This window comes from Caldinitratiruptor microaerophilus (genome assembly GCF_025999835.1).
GTDB lineage: Bacteria > Bacillota > Sulfobacillia > Symbiobacteriales > ZC4RG38 > Caldinitratiruptor > Caldinitratiruptor microaerophilus.
Map to the genome: position 1 here is coordinate 883,445 of NZ_AP025628.1, position 18,576 is coordinate 902,020.

21 protein-coding genes are annotated in these 18,576 nt (G+C 73.5%); 2 read left to right on the forward strand and 19 right to left on the reverse strand.

Annotated features, from left to right (window positions below):
• Nucleotides 1–3 precede the first annotated feature (3 nt).
• The 6 genes from caldi_RS04200 to caldi_RS04225 form a co-directional block, all read right to left on the reverse strand.
• Nucleotides 4–1,089, reverse strand: a complete 1,086-nt coding sequence (locus tag caldi_RS04200) for a hypothetical protein (protein WP_264843859.1) — start codon at nt 1,087–1,089, stop codon at nt 4–6.
• Between the two features lie 61 nt (nt 1,090–1,150).
• On the reverse strand, nt 1,151–1,423 hold the full coding sequence (locus tag caldi_RS04205) for a hypothetical protein (RefSeq protein ID WP_264843860.1): 273 nt from the start codon (nt 1,421–1,423) through the stop codon (nt 1,151–1,153).
• Nucleotides 1,424–1,443: 20 nt separating this feature from the next.
• A complete protein-coding gene (locus caldi_RS04210) occupies nt 1,444–2,220 on the reverse strand; it encodes a type II secretion system F family protein (protein WP_264843861.1) in 777 nt (258 codons plus the stop codon).
• Nucleotides 2,217–3,044 carry a hypothetical protein gene (locus caldi_RS04215; RefSeq protein WP_264843862.1) on the reverse strand — a complete coding sequence of 276 codons (828 nt, stop codon included), beginning with the start codon at nt 3,042–3,044 and terminating at the stop codon, nt 2,217–2,219. Before caldi_RS04215 ends, caldi_RS04210 begins: the two co-directional genes overlap by 4 nt.
• The gene (locus caldi_RS04220) at nt 3,041–4,372 is read right to left on the reverse strand and encodes a CpaF family protein (RefSeq protein ID WP_264843863.1); all 1,332 of its coding nucleotides are present in this window, start codon (nt 4,370–4,372) and stop codon (nt 3,041–3,043) included. The genes caldi_RS04215 and caldi_RS04220 overlap by 4 nt, the downstream gene beginning before the upstream one ends.
• A complete protein-coding gene (locus tag caldi_RS04225; protein ID WP_264843864.1) occupies nt 4,365–5,243 on the reverse strand; it encodes an AAA family ATPase in 879 nt (292 codons plus the stop codon). The genes caldi_RS04220 and caldi_RS04225 overlap by 8 nt, the downstream gene beginning before the upstream one ends.
• Before the next feature lie 114 nt (nt 5,244–5,357).
• Between caldi_RS04225 and caldi_RS04230 the strand changes: the two genes are divergently transcribed.
• Together caldi_RS04230 and caldi_RS04235 are read left to right on the forward strand one after the other, a co-directional pair.
• The gene (locus tag caldi_RS04230; protein ID WP_264843865.1) at nt 5,358–5,609 is read left to right on the forward strand and encodes a TA system antitoxin ParD family protein; all 252 of its coding nucleotides are present in this window, start codon (nt 5,358–5,360) and stop codon (nt 5,607–5,609) included.
• Nucleotides 5,590–5,886: a type II toxin-antitoxin system RelE/ParE family toxin gene (locus caldi_RS04235; RefSeq protein ID WP_264843866.1), complete on the forward strand. Its 297-nt coding sequence runs from the start codon at nt 5,590–5,592 to the stop codon at nt 5,884–5,886. The genes caldi_RS04230 and caldi_RS04235 overlap by 20 nt, the downstream gene beginning before the upstream one ends.
• Before the next feature lie 54 nt (nt 5,887–5,940).
• Here caldi_RS04235 and caldi_RS04240 read toward each other — a convergent pair whose 3' ends face one another.
• The 13 genes from caldi_RS04240 to caldi_RS04300 form a co-directional block, all read right to left on the reverse strand.
• A complete protein-coding gene (locus caldi_RS04240; RefSeq protein ID WP_264843867.1) occupies nt 5,941–7,269 on the reverse strand; it encodes a P-loop NTPase family protein in 1,329 nt (442 codons plus the stop codon).
• A gap of 19 nt (nt 7,270–7,288) precedes the next feature.
• Complete coding sequence (locus caldi_RS04245) at nt 7,289–7,684, reverse strand: hypothetical protein (protein WP_264843868.1); 396 nt, start codon at nt 7,682–7,684, stop codon at nt 7,289–7,291.
• 13 nt (nt 7,685–7,697) lie between these two features.
• Complete coding sequence (locus caldi_RS04250; RefSeq protein ID WP_264843869.1) at nt 7,698–8,057, reverse strand: hypothetical protein; 360 nt, start codon at nt 8,055–8,057, stop codon at nt 7,698–7,700.
• A gap of 16 nt (nt 8,058–8,073) precedes the next feature.
• On the reverse strand, nt 8,074–9,240 hold the full coding sequence (locus caldi_RS04255; protein ID WP_264843870.1) for a M23 family metallopeptidase: 1,167 nt from the start codon (nt 9,238–9,240) through the stop codon (nt 8,074–8,076).
• A 6-nt stretch (nt 9,241–9,246) separates the two neighbouring features.
• Nucleotides 9,247–11,091: a VirB4 family type IV secretion system protein gene (locus caldi_RS04260; RefSeq protein ID WP_264843871.1), complete on the reverse strand. Its 1,845-nt coding sequence runs from the start codon at nt 11,089–11,091 to the stop codon at nt 9,247–9,249.
• Nucleotides 11,088–12,089, reverse strand: coding sequence for a hypothetical protein (locus caldi_RS04265; RefSeq protein ID WP_264843872.1), 1,002 nt, complete (start codon nt 12,087–12,089; stop codon nt 11,088–11,090). Before caldi_RS04265 ends, caldi_RS04260 begins: the two co-directional genes overlap by 4 nt.
• Nucleotides 12,090–12,092: 3 nt before the next feature.
• A complete protein-coding gene (locus tag caldi_RS04270) occupies nt 12,093–12,989 on the reverse strand; it encodes a conjugal transfer protein TrbL family protein (RefSeq protein WP_264843873.1) in 897 nt (298 codons plus the stop codon).
• Nucleotides 12,990–13,147: 158 nt separating this feature from the next.
• Nucleotides 13,148–13,471, reverse strand: a complete 324-nt coding sequence (locus tag caldi_RS04275; RefSeq protein WP_264843874.1) for a hypothetical protein — start codon at nt 13,469–13,471, stop codon at nt 13,148–13,150.
• A 13-nt stretch (nt 13,472–13,484) separates the two neighbouring features.
• Nucleotides 13,485–13,874: a hypothetical protein gene (locus caldi_RS04280; protein WP_264843875.1), complete on the reverse strand. Its 390-nt coding sequence runs from the start codon at nt 13,872–13,874 to the stop codon at nt 13,485–13,487.
• Nucleotides 13,875–13,892: 18 nt separating this feature from the next.
• Nucleotides 13,893–14,333: a hypothetical protein gene (locus tag caldi_RS04285; protein ID WP_264843876.1), complete on the reverse strand. Its 441-nt coding sequence runs from the start codon at nt 14,331–14,333 to the stop codon at nt 13,893–13,895.
• A gap of 16 nt (nt 14,334–14,349) precedes the next feature.
• Nucleotides 14,350–16,917, reverse strand: a complete 2,568-nt coding sequence (locus tag caldi_RS04290; protein WP_264843877.1) for a VirD4-like conjugal transfer protein, CD1115 family — start codon at nt 16,915–16,917, stop codon at nt 14,350–14,352.
• Nucleotides 16,918–17,111: 194 nt separating this feature from the next.
• The gene (locus tag caldi_RS04295; protein WP_264843878.1) at nt 17,112–17,384 is read right to left on the reverse strand and encodes a hypothetical protein; all 273 of its coding nucleotides are present in this window, start codon (nt 17,382–17,384) and stop codon (nt 17,112–17,114) included.
• On the reverse strand, nt 17,384–18,469 hold the full coding sequence (locus caldi_RS04300) for a ParM/StbA family protein (RefSeq protein WP_264843879.1): 1,086 nt from the start codon (nt 18,467–18,469) through the stop codon (nt 17,384–17,386). Before caldi_RS04300 ends, caldi_RS04295 begins: the two co-directional genes overlap by 1 nt.
• Nucleotides 18,470–18,576: the final 107 nt, after the last annotated feature.

Sequence of the window (18,576 nt, forward strand, 5' to 3'; positions counted from 1 at the left end):
GCGTCATGCCGTCCCGCCGCCGGGGCAAGGCACGTTCTCCACATAGGTCTCCGTTTCGGCGTAGGGGATGCGCCGGGTCCGGGTCTCGTAGACGGGTACGGTCACGGTGTACGGCACCTGCCGGGTGCGGGTCTCGTGCTCGGTGTAGGTCTCTGTGACCTCGTACGGCACCTGCCGGGTGCGCGTCTCATAGATGGGGACGCTGACGGTGTACGGTTCGAGGTCCCGATACGTGCGGTAGGTGCACCGCTTGTACAAGGTGCCCGAGCAGACCTTCTTGCGTTTGGTGACTTCCCGGTACTTGGTTTCCTGCCGCGTCCCCACCTGCACCTGATAGGTCTCCTTGCGGTACCGGGTGACGGTCCGGGTGCGCTGGACCGGCACCTGATAGGTTTCCTCGCGGTACCGCGTCTCCTCCCGGCTGCCGACCTGCACCTGGTACGCCTCGTCCCGGTACTTGGTGACCCTCCGGGTCTTGGTGACAGGCCCGCACTTGGGAGCGTCCGACCGGGCCGGAGTTCCCTCCGAATCCCGCCAGGGCTGGAACGCGTGCTGGTTGGGCTGTGCCCCGGCGCCCGGGGCGGGGCCGTGCTGGGGGGCCGGGGTGCGGGCGTCACCCGACTCGATGCCCGCCGAGCCGGTGGCGCCGGCAAACGTGGGTTGGGTGCAGGCGTTGTTCCGGACCGGGGCGACGTGGTTGGACACGGCGGTTGCGGTGGCCGCCACGCGGACCCTGAGCGGGGTCTCGAGGCCGAGCAGGGTGATCGGCAGCAGGTACTCGACCCGGGCCTGGACGCCCTCGCCATAGGGCTGTCGGTTGGTGGTGGCGCTCAGGGCCAGCCGGGAGGGGTCCAGGCCGGCCTGGTCGAGGTAACTCCGGACCTGGGCGTCGGTGCGGGCGTCGTAGCAGCCGTTCTCGCTGACGTTCTCGGCCACGGCCTCGGCGACCCGCTTGAGGTGGGCCTGCACGGCGGAGGTACGGGCCACCTGGGCACCGCCCAGGAGAGCAGACCCTGCGACAAGGAGGCCGCCCATCAGGCCGATGACCTCGGCGGAACCGCGCTGGCCGTGGGGAAGGCGAAAGCGCAAGCAGACTCACCGTCCTTTCGGCAGGAGACAAGGGGCCGGTGGGCGCCGGCCCCCAGGTGTCTCACTGGATGGCCGTCACCTTGTTGATGACGGCCTGGAGCCAGCTGGTCACGGCCGGCAGGGCGGTGCCGTTCATGAACACGTAGATAGCGGCGGCGAAGAGGAGGCCAATCACGACGTAGACGAGGCTGTCCATCCCGCCACGCTCCTCGCGGACGAGGCGGAGCCAGAAGGCCTTCAGGCGGCCGGTCATGGGGTTCACCTCCGGTGAGTCGGATTGCAGCCGGGCTGGGTCGGCGGGCGGCGCCCGGCTGCGGGCAGGGATGGCCGGCATGGGATCACCTCCCGTACGGGTCAAGGGCGGGCAAGCGAGTGGAGCGAGGCCAGGAGGATCGGCCCGCCGATCACCACCGCCAGGTTGAAGAGCCCAAGCATGGCGATGAGGGCGAAGGCGGCGGGCATCCGGCGGGAGACCTCCCGGACCTCGGCCTCCGCCGTACGGCGGAGGGAGTCGGACAGGGTGGCGAAGGCCTCCTGGCCCGTGGCGCGAGCCTGGAGCGCGGCGGCAAGCCGCGCGGCGACGGCGGCCATCTCGGGGCGGCCGGTCACCTGACCCAGAGAGTGGACCGCAGCGGAGAAGTCCTGGCCGAGTGCCGCCCGGGCGAGGGCCTGCTGCACCTGTAAGCGGAGGGGGCCGGAGAGGAGGGGGGCGGCCCCGGCGAGGGCTCTGAGTGGCGTGTCACCGGCGGCGAGGTGGATCTCCAAGAGGTCGGCCAGCATGGGCAGCTCCCGGAAGATCTCGGCCTGCCAGCGCCGGTACTCGCCCTCCAGGGACCAGAGGGACAGGCCGGCCACGGCGAGGGCGAGCAGAAGCGCCTTGAACCCGAGCGCGGGCAGGAAAAGGAGCGCAGCCAGAATGCCGCCCAGGATCAGGGCGACCGCGCTGGTGGGCGGCCACCCTACGGCGTCAAGGCGCGCCTGGACCGGGCGCGGCAGGCGAGCGGCCAAAGCGTCCGACCATGCTTGGCGCCGGATGAGGGGCACCCGCCGCGGCCGGAGCGGCGGCGGCGCGAGCAGGGTGTAAGCGAAGGCGGTGACGCTGGCGACGAACAGGACGAAGGCGGGGATCATGCGAGGGACCTCCCGGCGCGGACGAGGAGGAAGACGGAGAGGCTGGTGAGGGCGGCCGAGATAGGCACGACGAGGCGACCGGGGCCGAGCAGCGTGTCCCGGACGGCAGGCAAGGCGGCCGTCTCCTCGAAGAGGAGCACCACGGGGCCGGCGGCCAGGAGGAGTGCCATGAGACGGGCGCCGGCGACCTCGGCCCTTCGGTCAGCCTCCAGAACATGCTGCTCGTGCAGGGCCCGGCCCAGGCGCCGGAAGGCGGGCCCGACGTCCTGGAACTTGTACCGGGTGAGCTCGACCAGGCGGGCGAACAGGTGGACCTCGTCACGCCCGGGCGCGGCGGCTGTCAGGGCGGCACCCAGGGGCTCGCCGGTGGCGTGGCGGGCCAGGGCCTCGTGGAGGGCGGACTTCACCGGATCGGGCGCCCGGTCGGCCACCTGGGCGAGGGCGCGGAGGGGCGAGCCCGCCGCCTCCAGGAAGTCGGGGAACAGGTCGATGGCCACCCGCCAGGCGGCCCGAACACGGCGCTCCCGGAGGCGAAGGACGGTCTGCGTAAGGAGCTGCGCGAGCATCCAGCCGGCCGGCGCGGCAGCGAGTGCGGCTAGCACACTGCGGAAGAAGAGCCCGTACAGGGCTGCGGCGAGGGCCGCGGCGGCGAGCGCCGACGCCGCCCGGAGGAAGGGTATTGGCCGGGCAACTAGCCCAGGCAGCAGGGGTCTTGTGGAGCGGGGAGACCGGACTCGGGTGGGGGCGCGGAAGGCCTGCGGAGGGGTGAGGAGCAGGTACGTGCCGGCGAAGACCGCTGCCGCGAAGAGGAGGATGGGGATCACGGCTGCTCGTCCTCCCCCGTGCCGCCGAACTCCTCAGGGAAGGGGACGCCGAACTCCCAGGCGCGGCGGCGCCGGGGCGCCGTCAGGTGGGCGCGGTACTCGAAGTCGCCGACGACGCGGCCGCCTGGGTCCAGGCCGCGGTAGCGGAAGCGGAAGAGATCCCGGAAAGGCTCGCCGCTGTCGAGGGAGCAGACCTCGACCACCCGGACCACCTTGCGACTGCCGTCCTGGCGGAAGCGCCGGCAGAAAACGAGGAGGTCCAGCGTCTCGTGGAGCATCCGCCGGGTCTGGTCCTCGCTGAGCTGGAACCCGGCCCGCATGAGGAGGAGGGTGAGGCGGCGGATCACGTCCTCCGGCGAGTCGCCATGGAAGGAGGTGATGCCGCCCCGGAAAGCCGCGCTCATGGCCTCGATGAGGTCGGCGGCCTCGTGGGGGCCGGTGAGTTCGCCCAGGACGAAGCGGTCGGGCCGGAGCTGGAGCGCGGCCCGGAAGAGCTCGTAGATGGGGATGGGGTCACGGGGTCGCTCGACGGCCTCCAGGTTGACAACGTGGAGGTCCGGGTCGCCCAGGACCAGCTCGGCGGCCTGCTCGACGATGACGAGGCGCTCCTCCGGGGAGACGAAGCGCAGGAGGTTGCGAATGACCGTCGTCTTGCCGCTGCCGGTCTCGCCCAGGACGAGGATGTTGAGCCTGGCCCGTACGGCGAGGGCGAAGAAGTCGAGCATGTCCGGGGTGAGAGAACCCAGTGCGACGAGCTCCTGGGGCCCGATGGGCCGCCCGGGGGACGGGGGCTTGCGGATCGCCATGACGACCCCCTGTCGGGTGGCGGGCGCCTGGACGATGCGGACCCGGATGCCGCCTTCCAGGGTGAGGAGGGCAAGAGGGCGGTTCTCGGTGAGCTCCCGCCCGGCCTGGGCGGCAAGGCGCTGGGCGAGGTGGAGGAGCTCGGGGCCGGAAACGTCGATGGCGGCGCGCTCGAGGCGGCCGGCCCGCTCCACCCACACGGAGCCGGGGCCGTTGACGAGCACTTCGGTGACGGTGGGGTCGTCCACCAGGGGTTGGAGCTTGCCGAAGCCGAGGACCTGGCTGGCGAGCTGGCGGGCCAGGGCGTCGCGCTCGCCGGAGGTGAGGCTCTCCATCCGGAGGGCGGCGGAAATGGCCTCCCGGGCTTCCTGGGCGGCCCCCGGGTCCGCCAGGGCGCGGGCAACGGCCGGGGCGTGACGCTGCAGTAGCCGGGCGGTGACGAGTTCCCCAGCGCTGGCCGTCCGGTGGCCCTCGTGGGTACGGCGCCGACGAAGGATCTCGTCGTGCAGGTTGACCTTAGCCACGGCCGACCACCTCCCGGGTCCGGCGGCGGAAGAGGCGGGTCAGGAAGCCGTGACGGGGGGCCGCCGGGGCTTCGGTGCCGAGGGCGTCGGCGGCCAGGCGGGCCCAGGGGTTGTCCGGCTTGCCGTTCAGGCTGAGGCCGCAAGGCTTTCCCTCCTGGACGGCGCGCAGGTAGGCCAAGGGCTGGGCCGGGATGACGGCCCGGGCGCGCAGGCCCAGGTACTGTTCGATGGCACTCACGGGGATGCCGTAGCCGGGCAGGTAGCGGTTGACGACGAGGCGCACGCGGTCCCGGGGGATGCCGGCGTCGGCGGCGAGGCGGAGGGCCTCCCAGGCCGTCTCCACCGCGACGCGGTCCTGGTCCACGACGAGGTAAACCAGGGTCGCGGCACGCAGGGCGGCGAAGGTGGTGGCTTCGTCGATGGGCGAGGCGCAGTCCGCCACCACCACGTCCCAGGCGTCGAGGCAGGCGGCGATCAGGCGGTCGGCCTCTTCCGCGCCGAGGCTGAGGAGGTCGGAGGGGGAGGCGGTGAGGACGTGGACGCCCGGGGCCCCGGGGGCCGGGCGGGCGTGGTGCCGGACGGTGTCGGTGGTGACCGCCTCCCCGAGGAGCGTGGCCAGACCGCCGGGCGAAGCGAGCCCGAAGTGGACACCCAGGGCGGGCGCCCGGAGATCGAGGTCGAGGGCGAGGACCGGCCGCCCGGTTCGGGCGATGGCGGCGGCCAAGTTGGCGGCGACAGTGGACTTTCCGACCCCGCCCTTGGGGCCCCAAACGGCGCAGAGGAGCCGGGGTCGGAAGCTGGGGGCCACGGGAGGCGGGTCGGATGGCGATGCGGCCCGCCCGAAGGCGGGCCGGGGCACGGAGAGCGACATGCGGGGCCTCCTTTCGATGCATCTTCTCGCGGCGCCCAGCTCAGCGGGCCAGGTTGACTCTTGCCCGTCAGCGTTGTATGATGATGTCACACATCGCGCGCGGAGGGATAGCCAATGGCCACGCTCTCGGTCCGGGTCCCGGACGAGCTGAAGCGTGTCCTGGAAGCCCGGGCGAAGGGTCAGCATCGTCAGCCTTCGGACCAGGTGCGGCGCTACCTGGAGATCGCCATGATCGCCGAAGACAACCCGGACCTGTCGTTCCAGATGATCGAGGCGATCCTTGAGGCCCAGGCAGAACTGGACGCGGGGCTTGCCGAGCCGTACGAGTTCGGGGACGTCGGCGGAGATGCAGGGGTTCAGGGTTGAGGCCGCCCCCAGGTTCAACCGGATGGCGAAGAAGCTGCCGCCTGAGGTCAAGCGGGCCTTGGATGAGGAGATCCGCCGCATCGCCGAGAACCCGTACAAGGGGGACCGAAAGAAAGGCGTCCTTCGGGACGTGTTCGTGGAGAAGTTCGAGGCGCAGAGCGCCAGGTGGCTTCTGGCGTATCGTGTCCAACCAGATCGTCAGGTTGTGCAGCTCTTGGCCATCGGGCAGCACGAGAACTTCTACCGGGATCTGAGCCGGTACCTCAGCGGGAGGTGACCGGCTCGATCTTCTCCGCCATCGGTCCGGCGCAATCTCCGCCCCCGTCGCCGATCAGTCGACCAGGCCGAAGATGCGGAGGATGGCAGCGCCCGGTGCCGCCCAGGCTGGCGGGCGGTCGGCCGGGCCTGACACCAGGGCCAGGCGCGCCCAGGCGGCGGCGAGGTATACGAGGGCGACCGGCAGAAGCACCGGACGGAGCCGGCGCCACAGGCCGGAGACGGCGGGGAGGAGCGCGGCGATCGACCGGCCGGGCCGAGCCTGAGAACGGAGGAGAACGGGCTCCAGGAGGGCCTGAAGCGCGGCGTCCAGGGCGGGATCTGCATGCTCGTACCCCGGCAAGGCGGAAGGCGGCACCCAGGGGAGAGGGTGCAGGGCGGCACCGAGGTTGGCAAAGGGTTCCGGAGGCGAGGTCGCGGGGGTGAGGGCGAAGCGCCAGTGAGATGGCGCGCTCCCCTCCGTCCACCGCAGGGCCTCCCGCAGCCGCCAGGGCGCAGGGCTCAGGATGACGATGCCGAGGTCGGCGCGGGCCAGCTCGGGATCGTCTGGCGGGGAGGCCCCGAGGTCGAGGACGAGGTACTCGTGCCGGGACCGGTCCTGCAGGAGGGGCGCCAGACGCTGGGCGGCATCCGGGAGGTGTGCGGGCTCACCGGCTGCGGGGATGGGGAGGGCGTAGACGGTGACTCCGGGTACGAGGCAAACCCCGTCCGGGCCCGTCCCGGGGTCACGGCTGAGGGAGCGCAGGAGCCAAGCCAGTGCCGGGCGGGGGCAGAGCTCCACGAGGCCGACCCGGTAGCCGTGGCGGGCCAGATACCCCGCCACGGCCAGGGCCGTGTGGGTGGCGCCGGCTCCGGGGGCTGCCGCGACCACGGCGAGGACGACGGGGCGGCCGCCCAGGGGGACGCGCTGGACGCGCTCCACGACGCGCACCCGCTCCGGGGCGGCGCGGGGCTGCCCGACGCCCGGGTGCGCGGCGTCCCAGCGTGCCGCGTGGGCGTAGGTGGCCGGCGGGCCCGTGAGGGCGTCCCGCAGGAGGGACTCCCACCCCGGTGCCTCATCTGGGGCGAGGATGTCGTAGACGCCGATGGCGACCATCCCGGCGACAACGGGGTCGCCCGGGAGGCGGCCGGGGGCCAGGAGGACGACGCGGCTGTCCGGGCGGGCCACGCGGTACTGCCGGGCGCCGGCGAGGAGGGCCTCGGGCGGGCCGGCGCCGGCGTCGAGGAGAAGCACATCCGCCGCGGCGCGGGCGGCGGCCTCGAAGTCGGCTTGGGTGGCGGCCGCGTCGCGCTGCCGGACGCTGACCCAGGCGACCTCGCCGAGAGGGCGGACGGCCTCCAAGACCTCCGCGGTGGCGGGGGAGAGGAGGGCGGCGACGAGCATGAGGAGTCACTCCAGGGGATCAGGGTTCGGGCGCCGGGAGAGCCTGACGGGAGGCCACCTCCAACACCCGCCGGAGCACGGTGCCGACGGGCGGGCTGCCGACGAGCCGGGCCTGGGTGACGGCGAGACTGCCGGCGAGAAGGGCGGCTTCGGGCGAGACGGAGCGCGCGGACTCCGACGAGCGCAGGAAAATCTCCACGAGGGCCTGGAGGGGATGTAGGCCCAGGCCGCCGAGGGAGTGGGTGATCTCCTCGGGTGACATACCCAGGTAGGGATGGCCCGGGGCCACCGCGGAGAGGGCGACGCGGGCCTCATGGGCGGCCTGGGTGGCGAGGGTCCGGGCCTCCTCGTGCTGGGCCAGCGCGAGGAGGGCGGCCCGGTACTGCCGGGCCGCCTCGTCGGGGCTGGACGGCAAGGGGGTGCACCTCCTATAGTTCGGGCACTGGTCCGCTGCGAAGAGCAGCCGTAAGTGCCCGGGACAGGTGCCAGCGCAGGCCGTGGTCAAGCCAGTTCATGGCCTGCCAACGCACGTCCCCCCGGGCGCGGAGCGCGTCGTTGAACGGGTCGCGGAGCCAGCGGTCGGTCCAGGCGAGGGCCTCCCGGAGGGACACAGGCGGAAAGAGGGTTCCGAGGGCACGCAGTGCCTGATCCGTCTCACCGGCGGCCGCCAGGGCCCGGTAGGCCCAGGCGAGGGCCCGGTGGTCGCGGGCCTGGACTGCGGCGCGCAGGGCCTCCAGGCGGTCCACGTAGGAGCCGGTCGACTCCCAAGGCGGGGAAAGTGGCGGCACGGAACCACCTCCAGTGTCAGGGGCGGTAGTAGAGCAGGGGGTCCACAGGGCCGGCGTGCCGGTAGACCTCGAAATGCAGGTGTGGGCCGGTGCTCTTGCCCGTGGAGCCCACGGCGCCGATCACCGCGCCACCGGCGATCCAGCCCCCCGGTCGGATGTCCACCCGGCTCAGGTGGCAGTACCGGGTCGCGGTGCCGTCGAGGTGGTCGATGCGGACCCCGAGCCCGCACGCGCCGGCTGGGCCGGTCTGCGTGACCCGGCCCGGACGGGCCGCGACCACCATGGCACCCGTGGGCGCGCCGATGTCCAGCCCGGCGTGAAAGCCGTCCAGGAGCTCGACGGGATCCACCCGCGGGCCGAAGCAGGAGGTCACGCGGAACACGCCGGGCACGGGCCAGATCCACCCGGGCTGCGGTACGGGCCGCCATCCCGGCGCGGCGCAGGGAGCCCCGTCCCCTCCCGGGAGCGCGTCGTGCAGGTCCCGGAGCGAGGTGAGGTCAAAGGCGAGGAAGGCGCGTACCTGGCCTCGCTCTGCGGCCGACAAGCCCAGGCGGGTCATGACCTCCTCGAGGGACCGGGCTTCGTACCAGCGCACGGTCACGTCGGTCTCGTAGGTACGGCAGCGCGTGCGCCCGTCGGGGGTTGTTTCACACTCCGTGCGGCGGACCCGGGCGGCGCCCTCGTGCTCGTCGGCATACTCCCAGGCCACGGCGCGGGCGGCCTCGTAGGCGGCGCGAGGGTACCACTCGGAACAGACGGTCACGGGGTCCACCGCGCGCTCGCGCCCCCGGCGGTCGCGCTCCAGCCGGACGTACCGGCCCGGTCCGCCGCCGGGGTCACGGACGTAGCCGGGGGGCGCCCGGTCCACACAGGCCGGGAGGGACTCCTCGAGGCCGGCGAAGTCGTTTTCCCGCTGCGTCGCGAGGACGGCCAGAACCTCCGGCCACGGCACGGTGATCCCGTCCGGGTCGTATCCCGCCGGCGCGTCCAGGATGGTGCCCTCGGGCGGCGGGACCCGGGTGGCCTCGCTCACGTGCCGGGCGGCGGCCACGACGGCCCGGACCACGGCGGGGGAGGCCAGGGGGACGTGCTTTACGACGGCGAGTGGTCCGGCGAACATCCGGGCGACGAAGAGGACGAAGAGGAGCGCCAGCCCGGCGGCAAAAAAGGCGGCCGACCGCACGCCGGCTCACTCCACGAGGCCCAAGCCCCGGGCCTGCTCGGGGTCGATGAGCGCGAGCTCGTGGGGCGCCGCCTCGATTCGCACGCGCACCCGCTGGTTGCCGGCGATCAGCAGCCCCTCACCGCGCCGTGCGCTGGCCAGGAGGTCCTTCTCGGCCTCGGTGAGGTTCAGGAGGGGGGCGAGCTTCTCGAGGTCGCGCTCCCCCTGGCGGAGGAGGAGCTTGTAGGTGGCGTTGCCGATCACCGCCTCCCCCTGGCGGGCCACCTCGGGGGCGAGGAAGTCGACGACGTTCTGCGTGATGGTGACGATGGCGCCGTTGTACTTGGCGATGCGCTTGGAGAGCTCGCGAAGGAAGTCGAGGGCGGCCGGCACCTGGGGGTCGGCGAGGAACCAGGCTTCGTCCACGACGAGGAGCTTGCGCTCCGACTGGCGGTCGCGGCGGATGAGGTCCCAGGCGAAGCCCAGGACGTTGAAGTACTGGGCGCGGCGCACGGGCTCGGCGAGGTTGTGGAGGTTGTGCACGTCCAGGACGATGACGTCCGCGTGCTCGGGGACGGTGGTCTGGCCGGCCCACAGCTCGGCGTCGGTCCCCTCGGCGGCCGGGCGCAGGAGCACGGCGAGGCGGTCCCAGCGCCCGGGGTCGCGGCGGGCGCGCTCCTGGAGGCGGGCGTGGAGGTCCCGGGTGGTGGGCCAGACGGGGACGGCGGCCGGGTCGGTGTCCCAGGTGACGCCGAACTCGGCGTAGAGGGCGAGGAGGGAATCCTCCAGGGCGGCACGCTCGAGGTCGGTGAGGTCGCGCAGGTAGAGGTGGAAGAAGGTCCGCACGCGCTGGAGGTGCAGGGCCAGGGGGCTACCGAGGCGCCCGGCGCCGGCGGTCTCGTCCGGCTCCCTGGGCACCGGGCGCACCTGCAGGGGGTTGATCACCCCGCCCCCGCCGGCGACGTCGACCCACGAGCCACCGAGCTTCTCGCAGAGGGGCTTGTACTCCCGCTCGGGGTCGATGAAGAGGACCCGGGCGCCGAGCTGGTACTCCCGCAGGGCCATGACCTTGACCGCGAAGGACTTGCCGGCGCGGGTGCGGGCGAGGACGGTCATGTTGGGGCCATCGGCACCAGCGTCGGGCGGAGGGCTCCAGCGGTTGACGAGCACCACGCCGCCCTGGGCGTCTCGGCCGAAGACGATGCCGCTGCCGTGGTTCAGCCCGCCCCCCACGAAGGGGAAGGCGCCGGCGACGGTCTCGCTGGGGAGGTGCCGGGGGGCGGCCTGGCGGACGGGCTCCGGTAGCCAGGCCCAGGGCCCGGCGGCGGTGAGGCCCTCCTGCTGGAGCCAGGCGAGGGTGCGGGCCCGCATGCCGGCAGCGGCCGCCGCGGCCTCGACCCGGCGGGTGCGCCGGTCCAGCTCCTCGGGGTCACGTCCCAGAACGAGGAGCACCACGACGGCGACGAAGACCTGCTGCTGCTCCTGGTCGATCTTGCGGAGGAGCTCCTGGGCATCCCGGAGGCTCTGCTCGGTGCGCTGGACGATGAGGGCGTTCCGAGGTCCGCCCTGAAGGCGCGCCGAGAACTCCAGGATGCTGCGATTGAGCTGCTGCACCAGGGCGTCCGGGTCGGTGGGGACCAGGTGGAGGCTGCCGACAACGCCGGGGAGACCGAACAGGCGGGCCAGCCAGGCCGGGCCAGCCTTGGGCGGGTACCCGGTGATGGCCAGGACCCGGCCGAACTGGTCGCCGAAGGTGAGGCGGTGGCGCTCGAAGTCAAGTCCGGCAGGGGCGATGAGGTCGGCGAGCCCCGGGGCCAGGAGGGGCGGCGCGGGGGTACGGGCCGGCGGGGTCTGGCGGCGGAGGGCGATCACCGCTCGGGCACCTCCAGGAAGGTGGTGAGGGAAGGAGGCCCGTCCGGCAGCCGCTCGAAGGCGGCCTGGGCAGGGTGGCTCCAGGTGTGGAGGAGGTCGAGGAGCTCGCGGCCCCCGAGGACGTGCGCCTCCAGGTCGGCGCGCCGCAGGCGCTCGGCCAGTTCGGCGGCCCGGCGGAGGAGCTCCTCCCGGGCACCTGGGCCGGGGGGCTGGGGCAGGAGCACGTAGTAGCGGCGCTCCAGGGCCTCGCCGCTGGCGACCAGACCGGAGACGTAGCGGATGTAGGGCCGCAGGAGCCTCTGCCGGGCGGGATCGACCTCCTGGAGCCGGGCCTCGAGCCCCCGCACGTAGGCGTCGAGGTCGACGGGCCGGGCGACGGAGAGGATCTGGGCCGGGTGCTGGAGGGCGTTCAGGGCCTCGTGCACGGCGGCGATGATGCGGCCCTGCTCGGCGCTGCTGCAGAGGCTGAGGTTGACGGGAAGGACCCAAAGGCCGGCCACCAGGGCGCCGTCCCGGCGGACGAGGACGGCGTCGTCCACGTCCTGGACGGGAAACCAGGCCCCCACGGCGGGAGGGAGACTCGAGCGAGCCTGGGCTTGCGAACGGGGGCGGCGGAAGGGGACCACCGCGGACAGAAAGGTCAGAGGCCCGACTCCCGGATGTGTTGCAGGGATCGGCGCGACGGGGGAGGCCCCGCCGAGGCGGTAAAGGTACCGCTGCGGATGGGTGCGGTAGAGGCGCAGCCGCTGGAGCGCGGCGAGGAGGCTGTTCGGGCCGCCCCGGACGAGCTGCCACACCGCGCCGGGGGGCAGGACGAAGAGGGCAGCCCGCACCGGCCGGGAGAGGCCGAGGCCGCCGGCGAGGGCGGCCAGGCCCGCACCGAGCGCGATGGCGGCAGCCAGGGCGAAGAGCTCGGGCCAGCCGAAGCCGGGGAAGAACTCGAAGCGGGTGGTCACCTGCCGGGGGATGAGGTAGCTGCGGTCGGAGATGGGCGACACCCCCTACCAGACGGCGCGGGCGAGCACGTGGGCCGCCGCGTGAGTGGCCAGGCTCATGGTCGCCCGCCCGAAGCCGGAGGAGTAGGCGTAGGTGCGGAGCACCCGGGGGCTGGTGACGCCGACCCAGATGAGGGCCATGGCGAGGACGAAGCTGCGGAAGTCGAAGCCTTTGCCCAGGGTCATGTGGATGACGCCGTACATGACGAGCATCTGCACGGCCTGGGTGAGGCTGACGACGAGCACTTCCCGCCACCAGACGGCGAAGGTGCCGGAGGCGAGGAAGTCGTCGTTGCCGGCGACGGAGACGGCGAGGATCGGGCCCGCGACGTAGGCGACGGCCAGCTCAGCACCGCGGATGGCGGCCTGGAAGTGGAGGATGAGGAGGCCGAGGAGCATCAGGACGACGAAGAGGGCCGCCAGGAGGACAGGAACCGGGGACGGTGTGGGGGAGAGCGGGAAGGGCAGCAGGCCGGCGACGAGGGTCTCCGCCCACTGCTGGACGTCCACGGCGAATCCGGCCCGGGCGAGATCGTCGGTGAGGAGGTTGGCGAAGAGGGTCACGAGCCCGACGACGGACGGGCTGCCCGCCACGGCGGCGGCTCCGAGGGTGGTGCGGCGGAACCAGACGAGGGGGTCGAGATGGGGCTCGCCGGCGGCCCGGAGCTGATAGAGCCGCACGGCGTCGAAGGTGGCCCGCAGCCCCAGCAGGCTCCAAGCCACTCCGGAGGTGACCTGGTAAGCAGACTGGACCCAGGGCTCCGGAACGAGCCAGACGACCTTGAGCAGGTCCGCGGTGTACTGGAGGAGCCAGGTGGCGATCTGACGCACCTGGTCGGCGAGCCATTGCTCCACGGCACCCTGGACGAGCCGGTTGAGGGCGTCGACGAGATTCACGGGCACCTCTTCCCCCCTTTCCCGCCCGGCCTGAGAGCAAGGGATCGGCCGGCCCCGGCAGAGGCAAGGGCGCCGGAGGCGCCGCCGCAGGCGGCCGAAGCGAAGCGAAGGCCCTTGCCGGAGCCGGGGCAGGCGGTAGGATCGGGCTGGCCGGGCGGGCGGGATTACTGGAAGTAGCCGGACAGCCAGTTGATGGTTCCTGCAGCCGTCTCGGCGATGGCCGTGCCGATGAGGACCTTGCGCATGGCGCTGTTGTGGCGTTGGACGTTGGTCTCGTCCGGGTCGACGTTCCGCATGAGCGCGTGGTAGGCGAGCATGGAGCCGCCCGTGCCTGGCACGAGGAGGAGGAGCCATGAGGTAGCCTCGTTCACGAGGCGGGCGGCACCCTGGACGACCGGCGGGGCTGCGGCCCAGGCGGCGGAGGCGCCGGCGAGGGCGGCAACGAGCAGGGGAAACGCGGCGAGAACGCGCACGAGGAGTCGGCGCACCGGGATCGACCTCCTATTCGGGCTGGGGACCGGAAGAGACCCGAGCGGTGTAAAGGGTTCGGAGGCACGAGAGAAGGGCGGTCTCGGCCTGGTGAAGGTGGTGCATGGCCACGTGGAGTCGGGCGTCGGGGGGTGTGGCATCGAGGAGGCCGAGCGCTTGCCCGGCCTTCCCGAGTTCGGTGCACGCGGGCGAAGAAGGTCCGGCCCGCTGGACGGCGATGACGAGGAAGCGCTGCGCCTGGGAGAGCGTGCCGCGAGCCATGCGCATCCACTCGACGTGATCGTGGCCGTACGCGAAGAGGGTTTGGGCCAGGTCCTGGGCGCTCCGGACGGCCGCCAGCGCGCGGCGAACCGCCGAGATGAAGTCGCCGCCGGGCGGAGACGACACTGCCTGTGCCGGCACGGTACACCACCTCCGGGGTCAGGGCTCGGGCCCGCCGGCCTGCTGCCTCTGGGCGAGGGCGGTGTCGAGGGCGCGCTGCAGGGCGCCCGCGGCGAGGGTGATCCCGCGGACGGCGCCGTCCACGTCACGGGCCTGAGCTCGCCGGACGGCAAACTCGACGTGACCGTGGGCACGGTCCACGGCGGTGGCGAGGACCCGAGCCGCCGGCGGCTCCTGCGCTAGGCGGGCGAGACGCTGCTGGACGACTGCCATGACGGCCAGGGCACCGTCCAGGTCGTGGCGGCGGATCAGGGCATGGTGTGCCCGGGCCAGGTCGCGCTGGACGGAGCGAAGCTCGCGGCGCAGGCGGGCGCTGATGCTCGCACGGTCCCGGGCCGAGAGCGGGGGAATGGCAACGGGGGCGGGCGCCGGCGGGGACCCCGCCCGCTGAGGTGGGAGCGGGCGGGCAGGCTGCGTCATGGGCAGGACCTCCTACTTACTGGCTTGCGTGGCGTGGCGGGTACGCGAAGTCGACGCCGCTGCCGTCGCGCCGGAGCACGAGGGCAGCGCTGAACCGGTTGCCGGTCCGGCTGCGGAAGCCGTCCAGGACCGGTGTCTGACCGTCCCGGAGGAGGGCGGCGAGTTCCTCGTGGGCCAGGGCACGGCCGGCCACCGCGCGCCGGACGTTCAGGCGGCAACCGGGGCCGGTGCAGCGAACGGCGAACCGGCCCAGCTCCAGAGGGCTGCCGCACAGGGGGCAAGGCGGCAGGTCCGGCGGGCCCGGCTGTGTCCCCGTGGGAGCCTCGTGCGCGCCGGCTTCGGCGGGAGGGCGCTCCCCCGTGTGACCCCGCCGCGCTCCGCGCGCCCAGAGAGGCACGCGTCCCCCAGGCCCGGGAGGGGTTTCCGCCACGTCCGGGCCCGTGGCCTCGGGGCTTTCCCCCGCTGAGTGATCGCCATCCATGCCGCGCGTGCCCCCGGTGTCGGCAACGCTCGCGACGGCCGCCCAAACCGGGGTGCGGGCGCGGCCGCCCGTCCCGGGGGGAGGAGCCGAGCCCGGGGCAGAGCCCTGCCCGCCGGGGGCGCCCGCGCTCGCGTCGTGGCCAGTGCGGGGGTCAGCCGGCACAGAGGACGCGGCGCCGTCGTCGGGGGGTGATGCGGCCACGTCGGATGGCGCGAAGGATTCGCCGGCCAGGAGCTGTGCCAGGGTGGAGGCCGCGCCGGCGAAGGGCACGGGAGACCAGAGCGGGGGCGGCCCGTCGTCTTGCCGCACGGGCGGAGGGGATCCGGGCGCCTCGAAGTCCATGGCGAAGGGCCAGGCGGCCAGGTCGGGCAGCGGCAGGCGGACCGGGTGCTGGCCGGACTGGAGGACGAGGGCCTGTCCGGCGGGCCAGCGCAGGACCTCGTCGGGGGTGAGGAGGCTGCGGCCGGAGAGGTGCTCGCTGCTGCCCGTGCTCAGGTCGTTCCGGCGGGCGGTGGTGGAGCCGGTGCGGGTGCGGATCGTGTACTGCCCGAGCTTCTCGGCGATCTCCTTGGCGGTCTCCCGGTCGGCCGTGCGGAGGAAGATCCAGGTGTCGCAGTTGGCGGCAATCACGGCGGCCGTCTCCTTGCCGTACCTGGCGGCGAGCTGGGGCAGCGCTTGGAGGATCATCACCGCGGCCATGCGGCGCCCCCGCATGACGGCGACCATCTTGTCCCAGTCCCGGATCTTGCCCAGGTTGGCGAACTCGTCGAGCACCCAGTACAGGGGCACCGGCAGGCTTCCGCCGGTCGCGTGGGCCAGGCGGACGAGGGCACTGTACATCGGGGCGATGTACAGGGCGGCGATGGGGTTGCGGGTGCTGCGGTCGTCGGGGATGAGGAGGTAGACGACGGTGGGCCGGCGGCCGGGGTCGGCAAGGTCGCCGCCCTGACGGGCCGTCATGCGGGCGACGGCGGGATCGGCGAAGAGGCGGAGCTTGCTGGCCGCCGTGGTGAGGACGCCCGCCCGGGTCTTGTCCTGGCTGAGGCGGACCGTGCCGTAAGCCTGCCGGGCCGGGTGATCTTCCGGGAGGGCGTCCATGAGGAAGTCCAACTCCGCGCCGGTGTCCGCGCCCGACGTGCTCAGCAGATGACACACGCTGGCCATGTGCCGGGCTTCGGCCGACGCCTGGGTGGCGACGTACAGGGCCAGGGCGGCGATGAGGGCCTCGGCGGACTGGGCCCAGAAGGGGTCCTTGCCGTAGGGGTCGGCTCCGGAGGCGTCCCCGGTGACGAGGGTGTGCGCCAGGTCCCAGGCGAGCTGGGAGGCGTAATCGAGGTCCCCGGCCGCGGCCGCCGCGGCCACGGCCGCCAGCGGGTTGTAGGGGTCGGAACGGGCGGGGTCGATGAGGTTGAGGGTGCGTACCTGGTAGCCCTGGCGGCGGAAGTGGTCGGCAGTGGCAGCGTAGAGCTCGCCCTTGGGGTCGGTGACGACGATGGAGACGCCCGCCTGCCCCAGCAGCCACAGGGTCGGGAGGACGAGGCGGCGGGTCTTGCCGCTCCCGGGCGAGCCGATGACGAGGACGTGCGGGTTGACGGTGGGCGAGGGGACGCTGACCCAGGCGGCCATGCGCCGGCCCCGGCCGGCGGCGCCCAGCACGACGCCGGCAGGCGGCGGTCGCGAGGCGGTGCCCTCCAGGAGAGGTCGCACGGGCACCCGGGCGAGGGTGCGCCGGATCTCCTCCGGGCGGCGCCAGCGGGCCGTCCCGTGGGCGCCCGAGGGGTCGGGTGGCGGGGCCACCCCCGCCGGGCCGCGAACGGACCGCCGCCCGAACGGGTCCGGGAGGAGGAGCCAGAGCGCTCCGACGCCGACGAAGCCCTGGAGGATGAGCCAGCCGGTACGGGCCGAGCGGTCGGCGTCCGTACGGGGGGCCAGGAGACTTGCGGCCGCCCGCAGGGGGTGGCGCAGCCATCCGTCGCGCCAGTCGGCGATCCGTGCGGGCCGGCGTCCGGGCACGGGGAGGTAGGGCGGGAGGCGGGCGAGGGCGGGGAGCAGGCGGAGGTCCGCCACGAGCAGGAGCGCGAGGAGGGCGAGGCGGACGCGCAAAGGACAGCACCTCCAAGTCCGCATGGGGGGCGGGCGGGACGGTGCGGGGCGAAAGGAGCGTACCCAAAACGTACCGGAAATGTACCGCACGGAGAGGGGAGGAACCGGCAGACGAAGGCGAGAGGTACAGAAACGGTACGGAAAGGGTACGAAAAAACCTACAGGCGCTGTTTGCACGGCTGTGGAAGCGGTGGTCAGGAATCGCCAAAGAAGTCTTGGGCGAGGACTTGCGCCAGCTTGGGTGACGACGCGGGCGCGGCGGCCGGAGGCGGGCGGGTGCCCGGGGCTGCGAGCGCGCCCCGGAGCGCCAGGGCGAGGAGCGTCAAGGCGGCCGTGATAGCGCCGTGCGCGTCGCTCCCGTAAAGGGCCAGCACCTCCGCGGGAGGGCCCGGGGGTACCTCGTAGAGGAGACGATCCCCCGGCTGGATCGGCCGACGCTTGCGCCGAACGGCGTTGCGCGTGCCCATCACGCCACCACGGCCTCGGCGCGGCCCCAAGCCCGGTGCCACAGGCCTGCCGCGTTGGCCCACAGGGGGTCGTCAGCCAGGGTTACGGGCAGCCGGCTCGAGTCTTGCAGGTAGGGTGCCAGCAGGAGGCCTCCGCCGCCGATCAGGAGGAGGCGCGTGACGTTGCCGGCCCGCGAAACCGCCTCCGTGACGAGTCGGGTCACGTCCCGGGCGAGGCGCGTCAGCTCGTGCCGGGCGACGTCGGTGAGGTCGTAGGGCCGCCCCAGCCCCCAGAGCACGACCGGCCCCCCGGTCCGCGCCGCCTCGTGCAGGGCGTTCAGCACGTCGCCGCGGTGGCGGGCGACGTGAGGGCCGTGCCGCTGGCGAGCCGCCGCAAGGATGCGGTCCGCGGCGGTGGCCAGGCCGCCGTCCGTCGTGCCGCCGGAAGGGCCGGGCTGGAACCGGCCCTGGGTGAAGATCGCCCAGTCGACAGAGCGCACGCCCACGTCGACGACGGCAACGGTTTCGTCGAGGAGCCCGGGGTCCAAGGCCGCCATCGCCAGGAAAGCGGCAGCGCCTTCGGGGATCACGTCCACCATGTCGACCACCAGGTCGAGGGAGCGGCCATCCCACGGAGGGGTCGAGAGCCAGCGCACGGTGTGGCGGCCGCGGAGGCGAGCGGCCAGGGTCTGCCGGGCCGCTGGGTCGGCGGCCTCGGCCATGGGCAGGGCGACGGCCAGGCTCAAGCGGGCCACGGTGGTAAGACGGTCGGTGCGGTGAACGGCCGCGGCGAGAGCCGTGAGGGCGAGGAGCAGCAGGCGGTCGCTCCCGGCCTTGCGCTCGCCGGCTTCGACCTCGAGCACGCGGTCGGGGTACTCACGGAGGGCGAGTTCGCCGGCGAAGATCTGCCGGGGGCCGTCGAGAAAGGGCGCTCGGATCTCGGCGTGCAGGTGCTGCACGGGGTCTTCGCCGGGGGACAGCATGTACAGGTCCCGGTGGACGCCCTCCGCAGGGGCGAGGGCGTGCGGAACGAGGAGCCGGTCCCCGGGGCGGGGACCGGCCAGCTTGAGCAGGCCATTACCCAGGTCGAGGCCGACTGCGATCATGGCTTCTCCGTCCTTCCGTGGGCCGCCGGGTGGCCAGCGGCCAGGTCGTCGAGGGTGAGTTGGCGCCCGGCGGGGGTCACCGCGGGTGAAGCGCCCGCCGGCTCGCC